Source organism: Microcoleus sp. LAD1_D3 (assembly GCF_036702135.1).
GTDB lineage: Bacteria > Cyanobacteriota > Cyanobacteriia > Cyanobacteriales > Microcoleaceae > Microcoleus.
This window is the reverse complement of sequence record NZ_JAUBSB010000041.1, coordinates 36,506-58,735: the sequence shown is the minus strand read 5'-3', so window position 1 is coordinate 58,735 and position 22,230 is coordinate 36,506. Positions and strand designations below refer to the sequence as shown.

Genomic DNA, 22,230 nt, shown 5'->3' with positions numbered 1-22,230 from the left:
GTTGCATCGGGATGTGCTGCCACTATTTCTCTCAAAGAAGCTGTGGAATTATTCAAATGACTGTATCTCGGTTTACCCCTGGGTTTCGGCTGTAAATCACCCTCTATTTTTTGTTGCTTGACCAGTTTTTGAACTAAGCTTTTACTGACGGAAAATATCGCTGCTGTTTTTCTGATCGACAGCTTCTGATCTTGATGGGCTGCTACTATTTTTGGAAAGCAAATCTACTGAATATGCTTTCATTGGTGTATTTTTTTAATCTATTCTTATTGTACCTCATAACACCCGGAAGTGCTGTAAGTAATCTTTTCTGGCCTTATTACAGTAGGTTCTTGGTTTTTTATTGGTTTGATATTTGATCTGTTTATACAGGATGTCTATAATTTTTTCTGTATGGACTCTGGCTTTGTTTAATAGTCCTAAGTCGGTCGGATAGGTAATATCTGCTGGGGCCGAGGGAGCATCTATGATTAATTTTCAGAACTTGGGTGATTCATTTTTGCCGTCCAAATCATTTTTTTTTCGGGTTTAACTGGGGTAATTTCCCACATTTTTTCAACCCTTCGTTCGTTTACTTTATTAATTAGGTTGGGACTAATACGCCCGTCGAAAGTGAACTAATAGTGATGGGTTAAATGGCAGCTCGTTACTGTAGCTTGATTGACCGATAAAGTATTGCAGATACGGGTTTTCACGGATTAGTTCTACTGTTTCCCGATCGCTAATTCCTAATTTTTCCTTAATAATTAATGGCCCCAACGCCATCCTCCATGATGAAAGCTGGTGCACCCATTTCTGTGGGGAAGTTTTGAGCATATTCGGATTCCAATTCTGACCACGGTATTACTTGGGCCATCTTTACCCAACGGTTATCTGGTGACAATTTAGACCCGTTGGCTAGTTTAAAGTCCAAGGGTGGGATGAGAGCAAGCTCAACCTTTTTGTACATGATCTCAGGTGGTGATGCATGGGTTTTGGCCTATTTTACCTGTTTATCTGGCACTTTATTCTCGATCGCCCGATCGAAACCTTTCGCGACGCAATATGCGATCGATTATTCAGCAAGCCCTATTTACGGGTCAGTTATTATCAAAAACTATAACGGGACAAGTTATAGAAAACAAAAAATTATGTTTCGCCGAACTTGAATCACCCATCAATTGCGATCGTGATTTTTCTTAACTTATTCAGCAAGCCCTATTGTAGCTCCTTGCGTTGCCCGCCCATCTCTCGATCGCCCGCCGGTGTCCTGCCTGACATCAAACAGTTTTAAGGATTAACCAGACTCAAATTTCATCAACCCTTAACTCGCGCTAGTGATCGAGCACAGAGGGTTCCGTTTCGGCTCTGCCATCATCAGGGGGTAGCTAACCCGGATTTGGTATAATCTACCAGAGAAATTGTGCCTATTCGTAATCGCTATTCGCACCTTACAGAAGATAAATTGTGCAGAATTGCAGAATTACCGAGCGACTAAAAACACAATTCCTAATTCCCCACTTTCATCGCATTTCAGCAACTCTCACAGTCTCTGTAGGTGGCATAATTGCCTCTTTAGCATTCAACTTTTGATTCAACTCGCGAATCCGGCGCGACAGCAAGCGAATAATATTCACAGCAATTCCCGGCGTTTCATCAATCGCATCATATAGCTGCATTTGAGTCAGCATCAAACACTCGGATTGTTCGAGAGTAGAAATAGAAGCCGATCGAGGTTCTGCATCAAACAGCGACATTTCCCCAAAACAAGCCCCCGCTTTCAACTGTGCCAAATCCCGATCGCCTATATGCACCCGCACCGTTCCCGATACCAAAATATAAAGAGACCGACCTTCTTGTCCTTCCGTAAAAATCCTGTGCTTGGAAGGAAATGAAAGTTCATCCATTACCGATGCTAGACGCACGAGAAAATCATCCCGCAGTTCCTTAAAAATCGGAACCTCCCTCACAAACAATAGGCGTTCGACGCTGGTTAACATAATGAGATGCAGTGATTAATTTAAACTTAAAAAGGGGAAGAAGAAGGGGAATAAAAACGGTTGACTGTTAACTGTTGACTGACAATAACAACTGCCAACTGACAACTAACTAATGTTACCTTTTTCCCCCAGCACCCAACTCTGCCATCATCTCTTCAACTTGAGCGGATACCAAATTATCGGGGTCATTTTGCAGCCTGGGCAACAATTCGACCAAAGCCCGCGGCGAGGCTATTTTCAAATAGGCTAACACTGCTTCGCGGACAAAACCCGTCGGGTGCTGCAGACAGACAAGAGTTTGTTGAGCCGTAAGGCTCCAGCGCGCTTCCCTCGCCAAGTGAAAGCAGCACGCCAAAGCCCAATCGGAAAGGAAGTGGCGCAATTCTAGCAAGCGGCGCAAGCGATCGCTAGGGGCTAGAGGTTTGTAAACCATCAATTCCGAGAGGTTGCTCAATTTTTCTCTTTCCGAATTCTGATCCAACAAATTGATCAGCGATCGCTTCCTAGCTATATCCACAGTATTGTCGAGAATTTCCAATCCCCTAGCAAGCAAAGAAGGTTGGCCAGAAGCGATGTTGAAAGCAGCCGCTTGTACTGTGTCCAGCGGATAAAGAAACTTCATCAGCAAAAAACACCGCTCCTTAGCATCCGCTTCCAACCCCGCCAGAGCCCGCTGCAACAATTGAGCCGTATCGTCCCCATGTGCCCCAGTGCTGTTAGCACCCCCCGACAAATTGCCGTAGGTTGTTACCCCAGACAAATCTACCAGACCTGCATAAATTTGACCGATAAACATTAACTCCTGTTCGATGAGAGTTTCCAAGCCACTGCGGCCGATGCGGTCTAGAACCCCTTCTATCCCCGCTTCCGAAGGCATTTTCAACAGGATGCGAAGGATGTTGCGCCTGGTCGTGCCCCAAGCCGTCATCAAATTGCTGACCAAAATGTCGATCGCCTCCGCAGTCCCAATTTGACCCAGAGCCGTCCAAGCTTGCAACCTGACCAAATCGGACTTGTGGATATCCTCAGCCAAATACACGAGCAAAGGAATGGCATCGTTGTGAAGTTTGACTATAGCCTGCAAAGCCGCTTCCCTAGTCGATTTGTAACCGAGTCCGCGCAGCAGCGAAGGATAATATTCTTCCGAATGAGTAGACGAAATCACATCTAACAGAGCGCAGCGCACTCGCAGAGATTCATCTTGCAACAGATTGGGGATGTACAGCCGCAGTCCTTGCAAATAATCAGCCTCTCCCAGAGCCCGCGTCCCCATAACACGTTCCCGCTCTTGTTTGTGCGTCAGCATTTGGCGCAGCGTGTTAGTAGCCTCTGCCTTTTGCAGGCGATCGCCCCTTCTCATAATTAAAGCAGCCGCCGTACCCCGCACCACCGGATCGACCGTCGGCTGCAAGTAAGGCCGCAAGCTCTCAATATTCGGTTCAGCTTCCGTCAGCCAGATGTAGCGCAAAGCCAAGGCCAGCACCTCCGGCGGCAAGGATTGCTGCGAAAGTGCGCGGACAGCTTCTAAATATGCGGGGTTCGGGTGTTGCAGCATCGTTTCCAAGCTCTGGCGCTGCAAACCAGGGGACAGCGAATCGAGGAGGGGAGCCAGAACTTCTCCGACATTTTTCGGGTCAATTTGCGTCAGGAGTTCTATGCAAGAGCGCTTTTCATCTTCGCCCCCCGGCTTTTGTAGAGTTTCCACCACTGCGCGCTTGAGAGCTTTGAGGTCAACGTCTGTGACGCCCAAGCGCCCCCGCTCCGCACTTTTGACCAACAAACCCACGTATTGAGAGCGGATCAACCATACGACAAACACCCACAACAGTGCCAATATGACGATCACGCCAATAAATATCAAGCTTTGCTGGTCGTGAAATACCTCTTCATCTTGCTGGGGGAGTATCGTGCCTGTCACCCACAGCATAATCAGGATGCCGACTCCTGTAACTCCGGTGGACAAAGGTTCGCCCACACCGTTGACCAAAGTTTGAATGCCCGATCGAATATTGTCGGGAATCGGTTGGAATAAAACCGGACTAACGGTTTCCAAAAGCGTGTAGTGCAGCAGTTCGTCTAAAAATCTCAGCAATATCAGCCCGATGAACACAGATACTAGCTGGCCCAGGGATGCTCCTATGGTTAGTACCCCGAGTATCGCGATGCCCGCCGGCAAAATCATCGCCGTCACGAATACACCGATTCTTTCCACCAACCTGCTCGAAGCGAACCACTGAGTCGCCACTTGAAACAGGCCTTGTATGCCTTCATAAATGCCCAGGAAGCTAGCGATCCAGCTAGCTCCGTCCCCAGGGTTTTGGTATTCTAACTGGCTGTAGAATTGGAAATCTACCAGCACGTAGACGACTTCTGCGAGGATGAAGAAACTGACTAGAGGTACGGCGTATTTTTGGAGTGGGCCTGTAACTTTGCGGGCGGTAAATTCTTCTTGGTCGTCGTCTTCATCATCATCCGTCCAGTGAGCCGTTTCCGGGAATGCTTGGCTGTATTTTTCCGTGAGGTAGTACAGCAACACCGAGCCTGTCGCCACCATCAACCCGGATATGAGGGTAACGTTTTGGAGTCCAACTACGCGCAGCAAAACAGGCAGAGAAAATCCGCTGACTACTCCAGCTACTAGATAGCCGCTACTCACTAGCGGATAGGTGCGCTTGATTTCTCTAATATTAAACAGTTGGTTGGAAGTGATAGAAGTGTTGAGGTCGTTCAGCACATAGCAAGCTTCCACCCACAGCCACATCAAAAAAATAGTAATAAAAGCGATGCTGATGCCAGCTATCTTAGTATTTTCGTAGCCGATGCCAAATCGAAACAAAAATAAGGGTACCGACATCATTCCCAGAACCACTACGACGGTGCGCCTTAGCGGCAGGATTTTTTGCAACCACGAGTAGACAAATCCCAAGCCAGAACCGATAAACGCACTGGCTATGTAAATCCAGGGCATTTTATCTGCACCAAATTCATCTAGAAAAAGACCTACTGTGCTGAGTTCCAGCCAGATCAGCCCGACGGAGGTTAGAGTGTAGACGAGGAACATCAGTACGGTTCGCTCTACTTCTTCCGATCGCAGGTTAAGCGATCGCAGCACTCCATGTCTTACTCCCGCCGAACCGCTGATTTGAAAATTTTCCATGCAGCGTTGATTTCCCTGTGTGGTAGCTTATTCCTGACTAACTTCGGAAGTCATCAGCTATCAGTCACCAGTTTATGACTGATGACTGCTGACTAATGACTATCTATTTATACTTTTTTCGGCGACAGCAGCATCATCATACTGCGTCCTTCTTTTTTCGGGGCTTGCTGCACTTCTGCGATTTCCTGCAAATCTGTGGCCATGCGCTTAAGCAAGTCCTCTGCTAGGTTGCTGTGTTGGATTTCCCGACCTCTGAACATGATCGTGGCTTTTACTTTGTCCCCAGATTTGATAAAGCGGTCTGCTAGTTTGAGGCGCACTTGGTAGTCGTGTTCTTCAATTTTGTAGCGCATCTTCACTTCTTTAACATCGGCAGTGTGCTGCTTCCGCTTTGCTTCTCGCGCTTTCTTTTCCTGCTCAAATTTGTACTTCCCATAGTCCATTACCCGGCATACGGGCGGGTCAGCTTTGTCGCTGACAAGTACGAGATCCAGTTCTTTTTCTTCTGCGAGGCGCAGCGCTTCTGCAGGCGTCAATATCCCTAGTTGCGCGCCGTCGGTATCGATTACCCGGATTTTGGGGTATCGAATATTTTCGTTGATCTGGGGTAGGTTGCGATTTTGTCTTCTTTCAATCACAGGCATGAATGGTTTTACAAGCAGTAGTTTAATAGCGAAGCTTCTTGATAGTTACAGGTTTGATCGGTCAATTTTTCACGATTGACGATCGAACTGTTTTATAAGGTGTTACCCTTACCGGACGTACTACCGCGCCCTGTCTCCCCTCCGCTAAAGCCTTGGGGAATATTTGGACGATCGTAAATGAATTCTTACAATACTTGCTATTCTACTCAGTCTGGCTGAGTTTCTGCCTAGTTTTATTTTAACTTCACACACGATCGCCCGCCCCCTTGCCCGATTGATGACAAAACCGTCAAAAATTCAGGGTAAAAGCTTAAGGATGAGGTACAACCGCTTTTCTTACCCCCTCTCCCCCGGTCTGGCAAGTCCCCCAAGTCGCCTGATTTGCCTTGTAGAATAGGTATAAGCAAGTGTAAATTTATGTTGCGAGCTGAGGCAAAATTGACAAATTCTCTGCTGTGGCACCAACGGGTGGGAACCCAACGAGACTGGATGTGGCGGGGTTGGCAAACTCGCTACACTTATTTGCGGCCGGTTTTGGGGCGAAATCAAGACGCGCTCGAATCTCAAGATTCTGCGGCCGAGGCAATTGCCCCGCGCGCATCGGGAACGCCGATTATTTTACTGCACGGGTTTGGAGCTTCGATCGGTCACTGGCGACAAAATCTCGCCCAACTCGCCGAAAACCAAACCGTTTACGCTTTGGATTTGTTGGGGTTTGGCGCTTCCCAAAAAGCTCCGGTCAACTACTCTGTGTCTTTGTGGGTCGCTCAAGTTTATGATTTTTGGGTGAATTTTATCAGAGAGCCGGTAGTCTTGGCAGGAAACTCGATCGGCTCGCTGATTTGTCTGGCCGTGGCTGCAGCTCACCCGGACATGGTGGCGGGCACAGTGATGATTAGCCTCCCAGACCCCTCTGTGCGAGCCGAGGCGGTGCCCGGATGGCTGCTTCCGGCGATCGAAGCGGTTGAAAGTTTGTTTGTTTCTCCGATCTTACTCAGGCCTTTATTTTATTTTGCCCGCAAGCCTTCCTTTGTCCGTCGCTGGGTTGGCTTTGCCTACTCCAATCCCGAAGCTGTTACCGACGAATTAGTGGAAATTCTAGCAGGGCCAGCAGGTGATCGGGGAGCCGCCCGCGCCTTCTGCGCTTTATTTAAAGCTGTAGGTAGTTCACAATTCAGCCCCGGTGTCAAGACGGTGATGCGAAATTTAACAATCCCGATGCTGTTAATTTGGGGCAAACAAGACCGGATGATTCCCCCTCGGTTCGCCCGACCCCACCAATATGTCGAATGCAATCCCAATTATGTAGAGCTAGTTGAATTAGACAATGCGGGCCACTGTCCCCAGGATGAATGTCCGGAACAAGTAAATCAAGCAATTTTGAGCTGGATGAGCCGGAATTTTGCACCTACGGGCAGGAGCAAATTGCAGCGCTGTTGATTAGACACAGGGCCGTGCGTTGCTAAGGGAAAAAAATAACTTGCGGGTATCTATCCGGCTCAAAAAAAAGTTGCTAGAACTCGATCGCACCCGGCGGTATGGTCCGGCGGTATGGTATAGCACAAGGAAGAAGGAAGAAGGGCAGGGTAAAAAGAAGGAAGAAGCAATCGACCGCTTATGTTTCAGCAATTAAGAATGTCCTAACCGTCAAAGCGGTTGCTATATTACAAAAATTCCCTTTGTTGAGAGTCAGTCGATTTGAAGTTAGAGATTGACTCCACAGCCGCTATCTGGAGGCTTAAACTAACCTAAACTAAACAACTTTTTTACTGTGGGCGACTCTTGCAGGAAAGTAAGTCTCCGTATTTCTGTGATGTCATGTATCTACTTTTATGGAAGGGCCCTTTTTTGAGAAAATCAGAGATTGACACAATCACCAAGATAGTGTATCTTCTCTAACTGGTAGTACACATCCAAGTTATGCAGTTAGTCGAAAGGCAAGCCATTAAACCAAATCATAGGTTTTACCCAGAAGCCGATCGATTGTCTTTGCTGTCCAACAAACTTTACAACTGCGATAACTATATCTACGGTCAAAACTTTTTATCAGGTCAACCAACCAATGCTCTGGCTGTAGATCGTGCACTCAAAAAGAGTCTAAATGACAAAGCATTGCCCGCCCAAGTAACACACAAAACTCTCCCGTTACTGCTGAAAACATGGACTAGCTATTATACTGTCTAATTGGCGGGCGCGATCACGATCGCCCCACTAAGTTTCAAGCAGCACCGAAAATCCCTGATTAAAAAATTCAGAAAAAAAGAGAGCAGGGGCGATATGTAGTTGTATTTAACTGTCAATGTGTTAGCAAAAAAGCTTTTCCCAAAGAATATGTCAGTTTGTCTGGGAGTAACATTTGGCGGCCTTGAAAAGTTACCTAAATCTTGAAAATCCGGATTGTTCGCGAGGTAAGTTGTTAAGTTATTGAGGTAGTTTAGGAAAAGTTAGAACAAAACGCAAGTGTAAAGCGGATTATAACCATTGCCGTAACGAGCTTCGCCAACATTAAAGAGCTATGAAACCCCTCTCTGGAAGAACGGTAAAATTATACCTTCTAACTTGTACCTTCTAGCTTTAAGAAACACCTTGTTTCTTGCTCCTAAAAATAAATACCTTCCCTTGTGCCAACAATCTTTCAGTCTGCTTATAACCGATCGCCCCCAAGTATACGGGAAAGTTCAAAAATGCCGGGATCTGGCATTTGGGAGCCTGTTAACGCATAAAAAAGTCAATTTAGCCAACAACTGACGGCCCCCGTGCCCCCGGTCTGCTGGCGGCTAACTGCTGAAAGCCGATCGGGCAAGCAGCGCCCTTCCAGCTTTTGGCAGTAACGCAAACGAGGAAAAAACTGTCGTGAAATTCCACTGGCTACTACCGAGTTTCTTAAGTGTATTTTTGCTCGCCGGAGCCGCCGAAGCAGCTAGACTGCAATCTTGGCGGTTTGATGCTTCAGAGAACCGGCTTTACATTACAACAGAGGGGGGAGTACAACCCAAGGCTCAACTAATTTTCAACCCGATGCGGTTGGTAATCGACTTGCCGGGGACGAGTCTGGGTCGTCCCTCGGTCAGCAAACCGCTCTCAGGGGCGATCGAATCGGTGCGAGTAGGGCAGTTTGACAACGATACGACCAGAATTGTGGTCGAGATCAGAGACGGGTTTACTATAGACCCTCAGCAAGTAAAATTCCGGGGTATTTCTCCGAGCGAGTGGACAGTGGATTTACCAACGCCGATGCGGGGAGAAACTCAAAATCCGATTTCAGAGCCTGGGGGAGAAAGGTTATCGGTTGAATCTTCAGCACCCCAAGCCCAGTCTGCCGAGGCGACTGTAGTTCAGAACGTTCAGGTGACGGCGGACGGTTTTTTAGTCCGCACTGCGGGCGGCCGCCCCCAAATTAATTTTGAACAAAGTCGCGCCGGGGACATCGCCACCCTCGATATTGAAGGAGCTAGTTTAGATCCGGGCCTAAGCAGCCAACAGCCTCAAACGAACGGCAAGCACGGGGTTGACAAGATTGAAGTCCGGCAACTGCCAACAGACCCGCCCGTTACCCGCGTGACTTTGCGGATGAAGAATTCTAATACTCAGTGGCGGGCGTCTGTGAGCAATTTGGGCGGGGTGGTGCTATTGCCTGGAAGTGTAGTACGACAGCCCTCGGTTCCCCGCCGCCTGACTGTAGACCCTCCGGCTAGACAAGCTCAAGGAAATTTAGCGAGAGTTCAGTCAATTGATTTAGCCAGTAACGGCACGCAACTGGTGGTGAGAACGGACCGCCAAGTCTCCTATACCAGCGGGTGGGACCAGGGGTCGAGAGCTTACTGGATCAGGATCGCCTCTGGTGTCCTGACGGGGGAAATTCCTCAGCTCGATGCCAACAGTCCTGTATCGTTTACAGCCAGCCAAGAAGACTCGGAGACTGTGGTGATTTGGGTGCAGCCGCGATCGGGGGTAGAGGTAGGCAGGGTGACGAGGCCGAGTCCGCAGTTGCTGTCTTTGCAGTTGCGCTCTAATGCTAGCGCGCAGCAACCTTTGACTCGCCCTCCCAATTTGTCGCCTTTGCCGAGAAGGACTTTCGGAAGCGACGATTTGCCCCAAGTTTCTAACCGCCGCGCCGTAGTAGCGATCGATCCTGGTCACGGTGGTCGCGATCCGGGGGCAGTCGGGATTCAGGGCATTCAGGAGAAGGAGATTGTTTTGGATATCTCTTTTCAGGTGGCGAGGCTGCTGGAACAGCAGGGGGTGCAGGCGGTGATGACTCGGACTGACGACAGCGAAATCGACCTGGACCCCAGAGTTTCTTTGGCGGAACGGGTGAATGCTACTTTGTTTGTCAGCATTCACGCTAATGCAATTAATATGAGCCGGCCGGATATCAGTGGGATTGAGACTTATTATTTCAATAACGGCCAAGATTTGGCGAGGGTGATTCACGCCAGTATTTTGGAGGGCACGGGGGCGACTGACCGCCGGGTGCGGCAGGCGAGATTTTATGTTTTGAGAAAGACTTCTATGCCTTCTGTTTTGCTGGAGGTGGGTTTTGTCACGGGTGCTGAGGATGCTGCTAGGCTTTCAGATCCAGCTTACCGCAGTCAAATGGCGGCTTCGATCGCTCGCGGCATTTTGTTTTATCTTCAACAAAGATAATGGGCAGTGGGCAGTTGACTGTTGACTGTTGACTGTTGATTGTTGATTAATGTTATTGGTTATTGGTTATTTGTTATTAGCCACAGCAAACGATTAACAAATGACAACTGACAACTGCCAACTGACAACTGACAACTGCCAACTGCCAACAGATAACTGCCAACAGATAACTAACTATTAACAAATGACAACAGACTCTGGACAACAAAGAATCGGTATTTTTGACAGCGGCGTGGGGGGTTTGACTGTTTTGACTCAGTTGTACCGACAATTGCCCAACGAATCGATACTTTATTTTGGAGATACGGCGAGGCTGCCTTACGGCACTCGCACGCCGTCGGAAATTGTGGAGTTTGTCCGCGAAATTATGGCCTGGTTGGTGGAACAGGATGTGAAAATGGTGATTATGGCCTGCAACACCAGTTCTGCTTTGGCGATGGAGATGGTGCAGGCTGAATTTGATATCCCGGTGCTGGGAGTAATTCTGCCGGGGGCGCAGGCTGCAGTGCAGCAAGGCAAGCGGATCGGGGTCATCGCAACTCCTGCTACGGCTGCTAGCAATGCTTATCGAAATGCGATTTTGGAGATGGACGATTCTTGCCTGGTGTGGCAGGTTAGCTGTCCGGCTTTTGTGCCACTGGTGGAGCAAAACCGGATTCACGACCCTTATACTTGTGAGGTGGCTGGGGAATATTTGGCTCCTTTGATTCAGCAACGCATCGATACGCTGATTTACGGCTGCACTCATTATCCGCTGTTAGCTCCTGTGCTTCGCTCCCTTTTGCCTGCTGGGGTGACATTGATCGATCCTGCGGTACGGGTGGTGGCTGCTGCTGCCAGAGAATTGGAGCTTTTAGGGCTGCGGAATCCTGGTACTGCGCTACCGACTCGTTTTTGCGTGAGCGGCCCCCCGCAGCAGTTTGAGGAGTTGTCGGTGCAGTGGCTCGGTTGTACTCCTGCTGTTGAGAAAATATCCCTGCCGACAGTTGTACGTAGCGAAGCGGGGCGTAAGCCATCGCCCGTATCGCTGGAATCGGCCGAATAAGCCGGAAAATTTATAGGTTAATCTAACCCCCCAAAACTCAGGTAAAGCTGGCTCTGGGGGGTTTAATTATTGCGATGTAACCTAGCAATTACACATCAATAGGTAATATTATTGAACAAAAGCTTTGATGAACAATGCAAATAATGTCCTATACGTGCTGGATCTCTTCAGCCTTGAACCATGTCACCCTATGTATCACAAGCAGTTTTACTTGTAGACGGTTATAACATAATTGGACTTTGGCCTCGACTCCGAGAGAAGCGCGATCGCGACGAACTCGAAACAGCTCGCCGCGAGTTAATAGAGGTTTTAGTTAACTACAGCGCTGTTCAAGATTTTGAGGCTCGGCTGGTGTTTGACGCGCACTATCGAGATACTCCCGGCGTTAAAGAAATTATTACTAAAAATTTATCGGTGCACTACACTGACTTCGGTCAGACAGCAGATACCTATATTGAAAAATCTTGTGCTAGTTTGCGCTACGAGTTGCGATCGGTCAAAGGCAAAGGCCGCATGATTGTCGCCACCTCAGACCGAGCGCAACAATTGACCGTAGTCGGCTACGGTGCCGAATGGATGTCCGCCGAACAACTAGCGGCTGACGTAGAATCCACCGCGCGCCGCAGCGAGCGCCGGCACAAATCCCGCAAACACAACTCCAGTCGCTTTCTCGCCAGTTCCCTCGATCCAGAATCCCAGCAGCGCCTCGCCAAGTTGAGAATGGGGCTGCATTAGCTGCTGAAACCCGCTCGCTGTCTGATAAAAAAAAAGTTTGTCAAAGGCCTTGCCAAATCGAGTAAGTTCAGCTATTGTTAGTAAATGTGGGTAACAAAAACCCCCAATCCTCGGTAGCTCAGTGGCAGAGCGGTCGGCTGTAATGAATGCAAGCCTTTGGCATCAACCAAAAGCCCTAGTGACATAGCAGCTCTATCCGGTAACGGATACTGAAAAATCGGGTGAATTCAAGGAAACCGCAGCACTTCGGGTGGCGGCAATCTTGAGCCAAGTCTGGCGAAAGGCAGCGGTTGCGATCGCAAGTACCCAGGAAGGTGCAGAGACTAGAGATGAGGAGCCTAACCAATAAATCTCATAGCGCCCGACATCCGACGACAGATCACAAACATGATTTGTAGGGATGATGAAATAGTCCGCGCCCTTCGGAAACGTTGGGATAAGTGTAACCGATTGGTCGTAGGTTCAAATCCTACCCGGGGAGTTAGTAAAAGTCTGAAGTTGGAATTTTCCAGCTTCAGACTTTTTGTTTTTTAAGATTTGAGATGGTTTGGGGTCAAGCTTTCTGGTAGCGCCTTAATTCGCATCCCTGTGAGTGTGAATTAACTCACCTTCCATAGGTATGGAAATATTCAACTTAGACAACTCCGGGTTTAATATCGCCTTGACAATACCAGAACTCACCATCACCTCCAAACAACCAAGGGCTTGATGCAGAGCTACACGAGCGTGTTGCACAGAAAAACGCTCTCCAAACACCAGTACCAACTGCCGATAAATTTGTTCAATGTACTGAGTGCGGCTCAAAATGTCAATCAGCAAACCATATAAACCTGTAACAGGCAAGCGCTGACCGTTCTTCACATAACACTTGATCTTGCTAATTTGACCAGCATCATAAACAGCTACAAACTCGACTTCCGCATCCAATAAATCTAACTGAAACACATTGTATGCCGAAAGTAGCCACGGAACCTCCTGCTGCGAGAAGCGTTGCATCACCTGTTTCATAGAACCCAAATCAAATCCAGCAATCACAGCTTGACCCAAAATATCATTCGTGAATCCGCCTTGAGCCAACCACTGAAAAGCTTTTTCCGGGCTTAAATTCAACCCTGAATCCCGCGCGATTTCCCTAGAATGCTCTTGTAAATCAGTGAATTGACCGTTAGCAGCGTACCAGTAATCGGCGAAGCGAATATGCTGTTGCACTCGGCGTCGTTGATTCCCATCGTATTGAGTTTTCAGCCAGTTAGCCTCGTGCTTCTGCTGCTCTAGTTCCAAAATTGTGTAAGCCACTTCACGGGCACCTGTGTGAGCTAAAGTCATGCCAGCAGCTAAAATTGGATCAGCAAAACCGGCCGCTTCTCCGACCAAAAACCAGTTTTCTCCTACTGTTCTATCAGCCAAAAATGACCAATCTTTTGTAGTTTCAATCTTTCCGGTACTGGTAGCATTAGCGATTAACTTGCTGATGCGGGGTTCGCTGTTGAGGGCTTCGGAATATATCTCCTCTGGCCGCTGTTTCATTTGCTTATAATGTTCTGCAGGGCAAATGAAACCGATGCTGGTGCGAGTGGGGCTCAAGGGAATAAACCAAATCCACCCGTGACTCAAACTCATCACCTGTACGCGCGTGCCACCAACGCCAATTTCATCGGCCCATTCAGCGTTTGTCCAGTAGTCCCAGATAGCGATATTTTGCAACCGCGTCGGGCAGTGTGTTTCAATTCCTAAAACTCGCCGCACCACGCCAATGTGGCCGGAGGCGTCGATGTAGTAGCGGGCGGTTATTTGTTCTTGCCGCAGATGCAGGGCGGTAATGCGATCGCCCTCTGTATCTACTTTAACAACGGGCGTTTCTTCTCTTACTAAGCATCCCATTTCTTCCGCGTGACGCAGCAAAATTTCATCATATTTTGCTCGATCGACTTGGAAAGCAGTTTGCCGTCTCTGTCCCTCAAATTTAGCAGGACGCTGCTCATCTTTAAACTGTTCAGGCTTGATAAAATTAAAATCCCAAGGATGCGGATCTGTTCCCCAGCGATAGGTAGCACCAATTTTAATTGGGAAGTCTGCTGCTTCTACTTTGTCCCAACATCCCATTTCTTGAAGCACATCACTAATTTGAGGCAATTGACTTTCCCCAACGTGATCGCGAGGGAATTTTTCTTTCTCTAGGATTAGCACGCTCAGATTGGGATTGTATTTCTTGAGCAGAGTGCCAGCAGTGCTCCCAGCGGGGCCGCCGCCGACAATAACAACGTCGTAATGGCTCATATCAAATAGGGATAGTAGATGCTAATTTTGGGCATTGACGAGATAAATGTCTAACTATTCAGCCTCGCTCATTCGGAGGCTGAATAGTTATTTACAACAGGTTTTATCTGAGATTTTGCACCATTGTCAAGAACAGGCAAGATGCCTGTTTCACAACAAATAAATTCTCTTGTGGAACGGGCCGGAGATCCCGTTCCTAAAAGGCTTATTCACATTGGTGCAATATCTCAGTTTTATCCTACTGCCCGTTTCTGATCTTCAGGTATGTGAGAACTCTGGGAAATATCCAAATTCTCAGTCCAAGTATGAGCAATATCCAAATTCTCAGTCCAAGTATGAGCAATATCCAAATTCTCAGTCCAAGTATGAGCAATATCCAGATTCTCAGTCCAAGTGTGAATCATTGTCGGTTCTAGCTCATTGATTACAGTTGAAGAATTGCTGTTAACTTCTGACATGATGAGTCTCCTTACTAAGTAATAAATTTTGTCTGATTCTAAGATTGGTCTGGTTCTAAGAGTTGAAAATTTTACATCGGGTAAGCTACGCAGCTTTTAAAGGTTGCAAAATCGGGCGGGGTTTGGCAAAAGGTTGCTCAAAGCTATGCGTTTTTGCATAAACCAGAAGCTCAGCCGTCAGTTCTGTGAAAACTTCAAACAAGTTCTCAACTATCTTAAAAGCCTCTTGGCGGGTTTCCTCTGAGAGTGGTATGTTTTTAATCAATTTATCCACTTCCAGGGTTCCTGTAGTATGACCTGTTTCCACTGCTAAATGAAAACAGCCAAAATAAAGCAACTCCTTTTGGGTAATTGTTCGTAATTCTTGAGCAATAGGTGCCGCCGTTGAGAAGAACACATTACCGGTTGCTTCTATCACTTCCAAGATGGCTAACTTAGTAATAGGACTAGCCCCAAAAGCTGCTCGAAAAATTTGATGTGATACCCAACGTGCTCCCTTTGTTTCTTCCTTCCATAGAAAATTCAAAGCATCACTGAAATTCACAGATATGTCAATACCCAGTGTTTCCAAATCTTGTAAAAACCACAACCAGTGATGATCATCTTCATAAGTATGATTGTTGACTATTACCTGAAGTGGATCGTTGGTTGGTTCTTCTCGGAACACATACTTGTTAAATTCACCAAAACTCATCACGAAAGGAGAAACACAGGGAGCAAAAGCAAGGCGTTGTCTGGGGTCTATACTTGTGTCTCGCATAAACTCAAATAGCCCAGATTTAGCAAATTCTTGCTTCTTCTTTTCAATCAATGCTAGGACTTCTTCCATGGGGATGCACCTAATGATGAAAAGATGCTAGCAAGTTCATCACTCTGTACTTGTGATCTAAATCATGCTTATTTGTAATGCACGTCATATTAAATTCTGATCTCGATCGCCTCAACCTGCGTTTTCAAGACCCAGGCGTCCTATTCGTTACTTGGTTACAAGGCTCAAAGATTTAGCTAAACCTTAAATTTATAAGGATTTGTCTGTCATGTGTGCGATCGGCATCACAGAATTTGTTACAATATGGCAATCAACTCGGTGAGGTGTCAGACCGTACATGATTAAGTCGGAATTCAAACCAGATGTTTGGCTGTCCAGGCACTTTCAAAGTTTAGGCATCTCGCTATCTAAAAAATTCCTGAGTAATTACTGAAATTTTAAAGTATCCCAAATTACCACAATTACAAAAAATACTTAAGTAGCGTCCGCCCCCGCTCCGATCGACATCAAGCGCGATATTAACCCAACACTTAGTCAGAGAATAAAAGCCATGAATGCACTTCCCGGTTACAAATTCACAGAAGTTGTTCAACTTGGTGTGAAGTCCATCATTTATCGCGCAGTCAGGGAATCCGATCGATCGTCGGCGATCGTTAAAACACTCAATACCGAGTATCCCACAATAGAAGAAATTACCCGCTTGAGACATGAATACAAAATTAGCTCGAATCTCAAGCTTGAAGGGATTGTCAAACCCCATAGCTTAGAAAAATATAAAAACAGTTTCGCCCTGATCTTAGAAGATTGCGGCGGTCAATCTCTCAGACACCATCTCGCGGGTAAAAATATTAAAATTCAGAAGTTTTTGCCGCTGGCTATTCAAGTGGCTCAAACTCTCGGAGAAGTGCATCAAAACCAGATTATTCATAAAGATATAAAACCATCAAATATTATCATTACACCCGATTTTGAACAAGTAAAAATCACCGACTTTAGCATGGCAACGCGCCTATCTAGAGAAGTCCACCAAAATATCAATACCACCGTGCTAGAAGGCACTCTCGCCTATATATCCCCCGAGCAAACTGGTCGGATGAACCGAGACCTCGACTACCGAACTGACTTGTACTCTCTAGGCATCACGTTTTATGAAATGCTGACCGGAGAGTTACCCTTTAATTCAACCGACCCCTTAGAATTAATTCACAGCCACATTGCGGTGACGCCAGCTCCTCCCAATCAGTTAAAAAAGGAAGTCCCCCTGGTAGTTTCATCTATTGTCATGAAACTATTAGCTAAAAATGCCGAAGACCGATATCAAAGTGCCTTTGGAGTAAAAGCAGACCTGGAAAATTGTCTAACCCAGCTACAAACTACTGACAAAATAGAAAATTTCGTTCCAGGGACACTTGACAAATCAGGTCAATTTTTGATTCCCCAAAAACTCTACGGCCGCACCCAAGAAGTCGCTGATTTGATAGCATCATTCGAGCGAGTCAGCTTTGGGAAAACAGAGATGTTGTTGGTGAGCGGTTACTCAGGCATCGGTAAAACCTCAGTTGTCAGTGAAATCCACAAACCAATTGTCAGGCAGCGGGGTTATTTTATTGCTGGTAAATTTGATCAGTTTAAGCGAGATATTCCTTATGCTGCAATAACTCAAGCCTTTGAATCATTAATGCAGCAGTTATTAACAAAAAGCTCAGAAGATTTGGCAATTTGGAAAGAAAAGCTTTTGTCAAGGCTGGGTAATAACGGTGAAATTATTATGGAGGTTGTCCCTTCTGTCGAACTAATAATTGGTTCGCAGCCTGCTGTTACCCCATTGGAACCGACAGAATCTCAAAATCGCTTTCATCGATTGTTCAAAGAATTCATGAGTGTGTTTGCCCAAGCTGAACACCCATTAGTTCTCTTTTTGGATGATTTGCAGTGGGCAGATTTAGCTTCCTTAAAATTGATTCAGGAATTAGTTAGTGACCAGAATAGCCGATATTTTTTACTAATAGGAGCATATCGAGATAACGAAGTAAATTCGACTCATCCGTTAGTTCAAACTGTCGAAAAAATTCAACATACTTGTGCGGCTGTGCATCACATTATTCTCCCATGTTTAGATTTAAGCAGCGTCACTGAGCTAGTAGGGGATACTTTGGGTAATCCAACGAAAAACTTAAATTCTTTGACAGAGTTAATTTTTAATAAAACTGGCGGCAATCCATTTTTTATAACTCAACTTCTTTCAACTATTCACTCAGAACAACTGTTAGTTTTTGATTTCACGGTTGGTGGATGGCAGTGGGATATAACGGAAATTGAAGCCGCTGGCATTGCAGATTACAGTGTCGTTGAATTAGTTGCTCGGAATCTTCAACAACTACCCGAGCAGACGCAGCAAGTGTTAAAATTAGCGGCTTGTATGGGCAACCATTTTAATTTAGACAATTTGGCAATTGTTAGGGAAAAATCCGGCTCGGAAACGGCGGCAGATTTATGGGATGCGCTTCAAGCTGGTTTAATTTTGCCAATGAGCGATGCTTACAAAATTCCGATGCTTGATGAGGAAATCGTGAAAACACACCGGACGGGCGGGACGCCCATCCCACAAAACAATCAAAATCATCCCGCAATTATGCACTGCTCAATTGATTACAGGTTTTTGCACGATCGCATACAGCAAGCCGCCTATTCTCTCATCCCTGACTCGCAGAAAAAACAAACTCACTTAAAAATCGGCTCCCTCCTACTGAATTCAACCCCGCCATCGGAAATAGCAGACAATATCTTTGATATTGTCAACCAACTCAATATCGGGGTTGAATTCCTCACAACTCAAGAAAAGCGAGATGAACTAGCTAAATTTAATCTTATAGCGGGTAAAAAAGCTAAGAGTTCTGCCGCCTATGAAGCAGCGCTAAAATATTTTAATGTAGGTCTAGAACTTCTACTCGATGTCGCTTGGCAGAGTCACTATGATTTAATCATGGAACTCCATACCCAAGCGCTGGAATCGTCCTATATAAATACCGATTTTGAGCGAGCGTTTCAGCTATCAGAGGTTATTATATTCCGCGCCCAAAATTTACTAGAAAAAGTCAAAGTTTATGAGCTAAAAGTTGTTTTCTACTTTAATCAAAATCAATTCCAAGCTTCGATAGATATAGCTCTCGAAGCTTTGAAACTGTTGGGAGTCTATCTCCCTCAAAAACCCACTAAATTAAATATTTTTATGGGGCTAATACAGACAAAATTAGCTGTGGGAAACAAACGGATTGAGGATTTAGCCCAGTTGCCACCAATGACTGACCTTCATAAAATTGCGGCTATACGGATTTTAACGAATATGTGTCCGGCTGCTTCTGTAACAGCACCCGATATGTTCCCACTGATCTCCTTTAAAATAGTTATTCTTTCTCTTAAGTACGGGAATGCGCCGCTGTCTAGTCAGGGGTATGGAAGTTACGGGCTGATTCACTGTGCAGTATTAGGTGATATGGATTCTGGATACCGATACGGTCAACTAGCTCAGGCACTTTTAGAACGATTCCACACCAACTTGCACAACTCTCAAATCTCGCTACTTTTTAATGGTTTTATCCGTCACTGGTCTGAACAGGTCAGGGAAAGTCTTATCGGTTTACTTGAGGGTATTCAGAGTGGACTAGAAACGGGAGATGTCAACAATGCTTGTTATTGTGCTACTTTTTACAGCAATTATATATTTTTGAGCGGCGAACCTCTGGATTCTGTGGAGACTAAGCAGGAGCAATATATTCAAATGCTGCTGAATTATCAGAATGAAATTATGATTTATAAAGCCCGACTTGGGGCGCAAGTTGTCTTAAATTTGCAAGGTAAAACAACCAATCCTCGTCTATTAGTTGGCGAAAAGTTTAATGAACAAACTATGCTGCCAGCTTTAAAGGAGAGTCAAAATAATCTCGTAGTATTTGTAGTTTACTTGTATAAATCCTGGCTACATTATCTATTTAAAGATTATGCTCAATCTGCTGAAAATGCCGTGACAGCATCAAATTATTCTGAGGGTGCGATGTCCACGATGTATGTTCCCATTCACAACTTTTACTATTGTCTAGCACTCTTAGCTTTGCATCCCACAGCTTCAACAAGTGAACAGAAACAAGATATAAAAAAAGTTGCTTCGCTTCAGAAAAAAATGAAGCATTGGGCTTTTCACTGTCCGGGAAATTATCAGCACAAATATGACTTAGTAGAGGCTGAGAAAGCGCGAGTATTGGGACAATATGAAAAAGCGGCTCAGTATTACGATCGAGCGGTGAAAGGAGCCTCGGAGAATGAATACATCCACGAAGAAGCGCTAGCAAACGAACGGGCGGCAGAATTTTATCGAGCTAACGGTCGAAACAAAGTGGCTGAGAGTTATCTGATAGATGCTTACTACGGCTATATTCATTGGGGAGCAACCGCCAAGGTCAAATATTTGGAATTAGAATATCCGATGTCTTTACCCCCTGCATCGGCGGCAAAACCCAGCGCCGATAGAACTATTACTAGCACTAATTCTAGCACGAACAGCAGTCACAGCACTTTATTGGATTTGACAACTGTTTTGAAAGGATCTCAAGCGCTAGCTAGTGAAATTGTGTTGGACAAGTTGCTAGAAAAGTTAATGAAAATGGCGATCGAGAATGCCGGAGCACAAAAAGGTTTTCTGTTGATGCCCAAGGAAGGAAAATTGCTGATTCAAGCAGCGGCATCGGTGGAGTCTTCGGATGTTGCAGTTGAGCAATGTCCGACAGTGGCTCCAGCGGAGGTTTTGCCAATAACGGTGATTAATTATGTTGAAAGGACGCACTCTGATGTGGTTTTAAGTCAGGCGGCTAGGGAAGGTCTATTTACAGATGACCCCTATATTAAAAGACGGCAAGTGAAATCTGCGCTTTGTACTCCCATTCTGAATCAAAGCAAACTCGTAGGCATTCTTTATCTGGAAAATAATTTAACTTTTGAAGCGTTTTCTCCAACTAGACTGGAGGTGTTAAAAATGCTTTCTTCCCAAGCGGCTATCTCTCTGGAGAATGCCGTACTTGTTGCTAATTTGTCTGCAGCAAAGGAACAGTTGGAGGATTATTCGCAGACGCTGGAGGTGAGAGTAGAAGAGCGCACGCAGGAATTAAAGACTAAAGAAACGAAGCTGCAAGAAGCTCAAAAACTGGCGCACTTGGGTAACTGGGAATTTGATTTGGAGGGGGATAAATTAACTTGGTCTGAGGAAGTATTCCGAATTTTTGCTCTTGACCCTGAACTACCAGAACCTACTCTTTTAGAACACAGGAAGCAAATTCATCCAGATGACCTACAGTTGTGGTTAGAGCGACTAGAGGAGATTGGTCAGTTAGGAAATCCTTGCGAGTATGAGATGAGAATTTTGCGCCCTGATGGAGCTGTCAGATATATTTATGCTAAGGCGCAAGCTATTTTGGATGGCGGTAAGGTGATTAAATTATTTGGGACTGTCCAGGACATTACGGATCGCAAGTTAGCCGAGGATGCTTTGCGACAGTCGGAGGGGCAGTTGAGAGAAAAAGCGTCACAGTTAGAAATTACTTTGTCCGAATTACGCTCGACGCAGACTCAACTAATTCAAACTGAAAAAATGTCTTCTTTGGGGCAGTTGGTGGCGGGTGTTGCTCACGAAATTAATAATCCGATTAATTTTATCTACGGCAATGTCCTCCACGCTAGCGAATATAGCTCGGATTTGCTGGGATTGATTGAGCTTTACCAGGAGTCTTACCCGAATCCTACTCCTGAGATTGTTGCTACAACAGAAGATATTGAGCTCGCTTTTATTCAAGAAGATTTACCCAAAATCCTGCAATCTATGCAGGTTGGGGTCGATCGCGTTCGCAATATTGTGCTGTCGCTGCGGAATTTTTCAAGGCTTGATGAAGCTGAGATGAAACCAGTTGATATTTATTCTGGGATTGAATCTACTCTGTTAATCTTGCAGCACAGGTTGAAAAAGAATGGAGACGGATCGGGAATTCAGGTGATTAAAGACTACGGTGAACTACCGAAGGTAAATTGTTATGCTTCTGGGTTAAATCAGGTGTTTATGAATGTTTTGAGCAATGCAATTGATGCAGTAGAGTTAGGAGTTGGGCGACCGGAGACAACAGCCAAACTAGAAAATCCTTTATCTCCCATCTTTGAGCGAAAGATTGAGATTCGGACTGAGGTATGCGACAAAAACTTGGTGAGAATTTATATTGCTGATAATGGCCCGGGGATGACGGAGGAAGTACGATCGCGAATATTTGACCCTTTCTTTACTACAAAAGCTGTGGGCAAAGGTACCGGTTTAGGGTTGAGTATCAGTTATCAGATTGTAGTAGAGAAACACGGGGGGAAGCTAATGTGCTTTTCCGCGCCCGGTGAGGGGGCTGAGTTTGTGATTGAAATTCCCGTGAAGCAGTGAACTTTTTTTAAGTTTGTATATAAGTTTTTGAAACCGCCAATCAACGCCGATGAACG

12 protein-coding genes and 1 pseudogene are annotated in these 22,230 nt (G+C 45.9%); 6 read left to right on the top strand and 7 right to left on the bottom strand.

What is annotated here, in order from left to right:
- Nucleotides 1-297: 297 nt before the first annotated feature.
- The 4 genes and pseudogenes from QUA74_RS20890 to infC all read right to left on the bottom strand — a co-directional run.
- Nucleotides 298-949, bottom strand: a pseudogene (locus QUA74_RS20890) (transposase); the annotation flags it as partial.
- A 553-nt stretch (nt 950-1,502) separates the two neighbouring features.
- On the bottom strand, nt 1,503-1,979 hold the full coding sequence (locus QUA74_RS20885; RefSeq protein ID WP_006635260.1) for a Crp/Fnr family transcriptional regulator: 477 nt from the start codon (nt 1,977-1,979) through the stop codon (nt 1,503-1,505).
- A 115-nt stretch (nt 1,980-2,094) separates the two neighbouring features.
- Entirely contained in the window at nt 2,095-5,136 is a 3,042-nt protein-coding gene (locus QUA74_RS20880; protein WP_333333090.1) for a HEAT repeat domain-containing protein, read from the bottom strand.
- A 107-nt stretch (nt 5,137-5,243) separates the two neighbouring features.
- The gene (gene infC, locus QUA74_RS20875; RefSeq protein WP_006635262.1) at nt 5,244-5,780 is read right to left on the bottom strand and encodes a translation initiation factor IF-3; all 537 of its coding nucleotides are present in this window, start codon (nt 5,778-5,780) and stop codon (nt 5,244-5,246) included.
- Nucleotides 5,781-6,197: 417 nt separating this feature from the next.
- Between infC and QUA74_RS20870 the strand changes: the two genes are divergently transcribed.
- The 5 genes from QUA74_RS20870 (at nt 6,198) to QUA74_RS20850 (ending at nt 12,207) form a co-directional block, all read left to right on the top strand.
- On the top strand, nt 6,198-7,220 hold the full coding sequence (locus QUA74_RS20870) for an alpha/beta fold hydrolase (protein WP_333333088.1): 1,023 nt from the start codon (nt 6,198-6,200) through the stop codon (nt 7,218-7,220).
- 480 nt (nt 7,221-7,700) lie between these two features.
- Nucleotides 7,701-7,964: a hypothetical protein gene (locus QUA74_RS20865; protein ID WP_333333087.1), complete on the top strand. Its 264-nt coding sequence runs from the start codon at nt 7,701-7,703 to the stop codon at nt 7,962-7,964.
- Nucleotides 7,965-8,633: 669 nt separating this feature from the next.
- On the top strand, nt 8,634-10,427 hold the full coding sequence (locus QUA74_RS20860; protein ID WP_333333085.1) for an N-acetylmuramoyl-L-alanine amidase: 1,794 nt from the start codon (nt 8,634-8,636) through the stop codon (nt 10,425-10,427).
- Nucleotides 10,428-10,611: 184 nt separating this feature from the next.
- On the top strand, nt 10,612-11,472 hold the full coding sequence (gene murI / locus QUA74_RS20855) for a glutamate racemase (protein WP_333333083.1): 861 nt from the start codon (nt 10,612-10,614) through the stop codon (nt 11,470-11,472).
- Nucleotides 11,473-11,652: 180 nt separating this feature from the next.
- Nucleotides 11,653-12,207 carry an NYN domain-containing protein gene (locus QUA74_RS20850; RefSeq protein ID WP_333333081.1) on the top strand — a complete coding sequence of 185 codons (555 nt, stop codon included), beginning with the start codon at nt 11,653-11,655 and terminating at the stop codon, nt 12,205-12,207.
- A 573-nt stretch (nt 12,208-12,780) separates the two neighbouring features.
- Here QUA74_RS20850 and QUA74_RS20845 read toward each other — a convergent pair.
- From QUA74_RS20845 to QUA74_RS20835, 3 genes are all read right to left on the bottom strand, one after another.
- Nucleotides 12,781-14,484 carry an NAD(P)/FAD-dependent oxidoreductase gene (locus QUA74_RS20845; RefSeq protein ID WP_333333079.1) on the bottom strand — a complete coding sequence of 568 codons (1,704 nt, stop codon included), beginning with the start codon at nt 14,482-14,484 and terminating at the stop codon, nt 12,781-12,783.
- A gap of 233 nt (nt 14,485-14,717) precedes the next feature.
- Nucleotides 14,718-14,942, bottom strand: coding sequence for a hypothetical protein (locus QUA74_RS20840; RefSeq protein WP_333333077.1), 225 nt, complete (start codon nt 14,940-14,942; stop codon nt 14,718-14,720).
- An 85-nt stretch (nt 14,943-15,027) separates the two neighbouring features.
- Nucleotides 15,028-15,771, bottom strand: coding sequence for a hypothetical protein (locus tag QUA74_RS20835; RefSeq protein WP_333333075.1), 744 nt, complete (start codon nt 15,769-15,771; stop codon nt 15,028-15,030).
- 490 nt (nt 15,772-16,261) lie between these two features.
- Here QUA74_RS20835 and QUA74_RS20830 point away from each other — a divergent pair, with 490 nt between their 5' ends.
- On the top strand, nt 16,262-22,174 hold the full coding sequence (locus tag QUA74_RS20830) for an AAA family ATPase (RefSeq protein ID WP_333333073.1): 5,913 nt from the start codon (nt 16,262-16,264) through the stop codon (nt 22,172-22,174).
- The last annotated feature ends 56 nt before the right edge of the window (nt 22,175-22,230 follow it).

Coding starts and splice junctions, on each gene's coding strand:
- QUA74_RS20830 (WP_333333073.1), top strand. CDS start 16,262: ATGAATGCACTTCCCGGTTACAAATTCACAGAAGTTGTTCAACTTGGT.
- QUA74_RS20850 (WP_333333081.1), top strand. CDS start 11,653: ATGTCACCCTATGTATCACAAGCAGTTTTACTTGTAGACGGTTATAAC.
- QUA74_RS20880 (WP_333333090.1), bottom strand. CDS start 5,136: ATGGAAAATTTTCAAATCAGCGGTTCGGCGGGAGTAAGACATGGAGTG.
- QUA74_RS20865 (WP_333333087.1), top strand. CDS start 7,701: ATGCAGTTAGTCGAAAGGCAAGCCATTAAACCAAATCATAGGTTTTAC.
- QUA74_RS20885 (WP_006635260.1), bottom strand. CDS start 1,979: ATGTTAACCAGCGTCGAACGCCTATTGTTTGTGAGGGAGGTTCCGATT.
- QUA74_RS20870 (WP_333333088.1), top strand. CDS start 6,198: ATGTTGCGAGCTGAGGCAAAATTGACAAATTCTCTGCTGTGGCACCAA.
- QUA74_RS20835 (WP_333333075.1), bottom strand. CDS start 15,771: ATGGAAGAAGTCCTAGCATTGATTGAAAAGAAGAAGCAAGAATTTGCT.
- QUA74_RS20840 (WP_333333077.1), bottom strand. CDS start 14,942: ATGTCAGAAGTTAACAGCAATTCTTCAACTGTAATCAATGAGCTAGAA.
- murI (WP_333333083.1), top strand. CDS start 10,612: ATGACAACAGACTCTGGACAACAAAGAATCGGTATTTTTGACAGCGGC.
- QUA74_RS20845 (WP_333333079.1), bottom strand. CDS start 14,484: ATGAGCCATTACGACGTTGTTATTGTCGGCGGCGGCCCCGCTGGGAGC.
- infC (WP_006635262.1), bottom strand. CDS start 5,780: ATGCCTGTGATTGAAAGAAGACAAAATCGCAACCTACCCCAGATCAAC.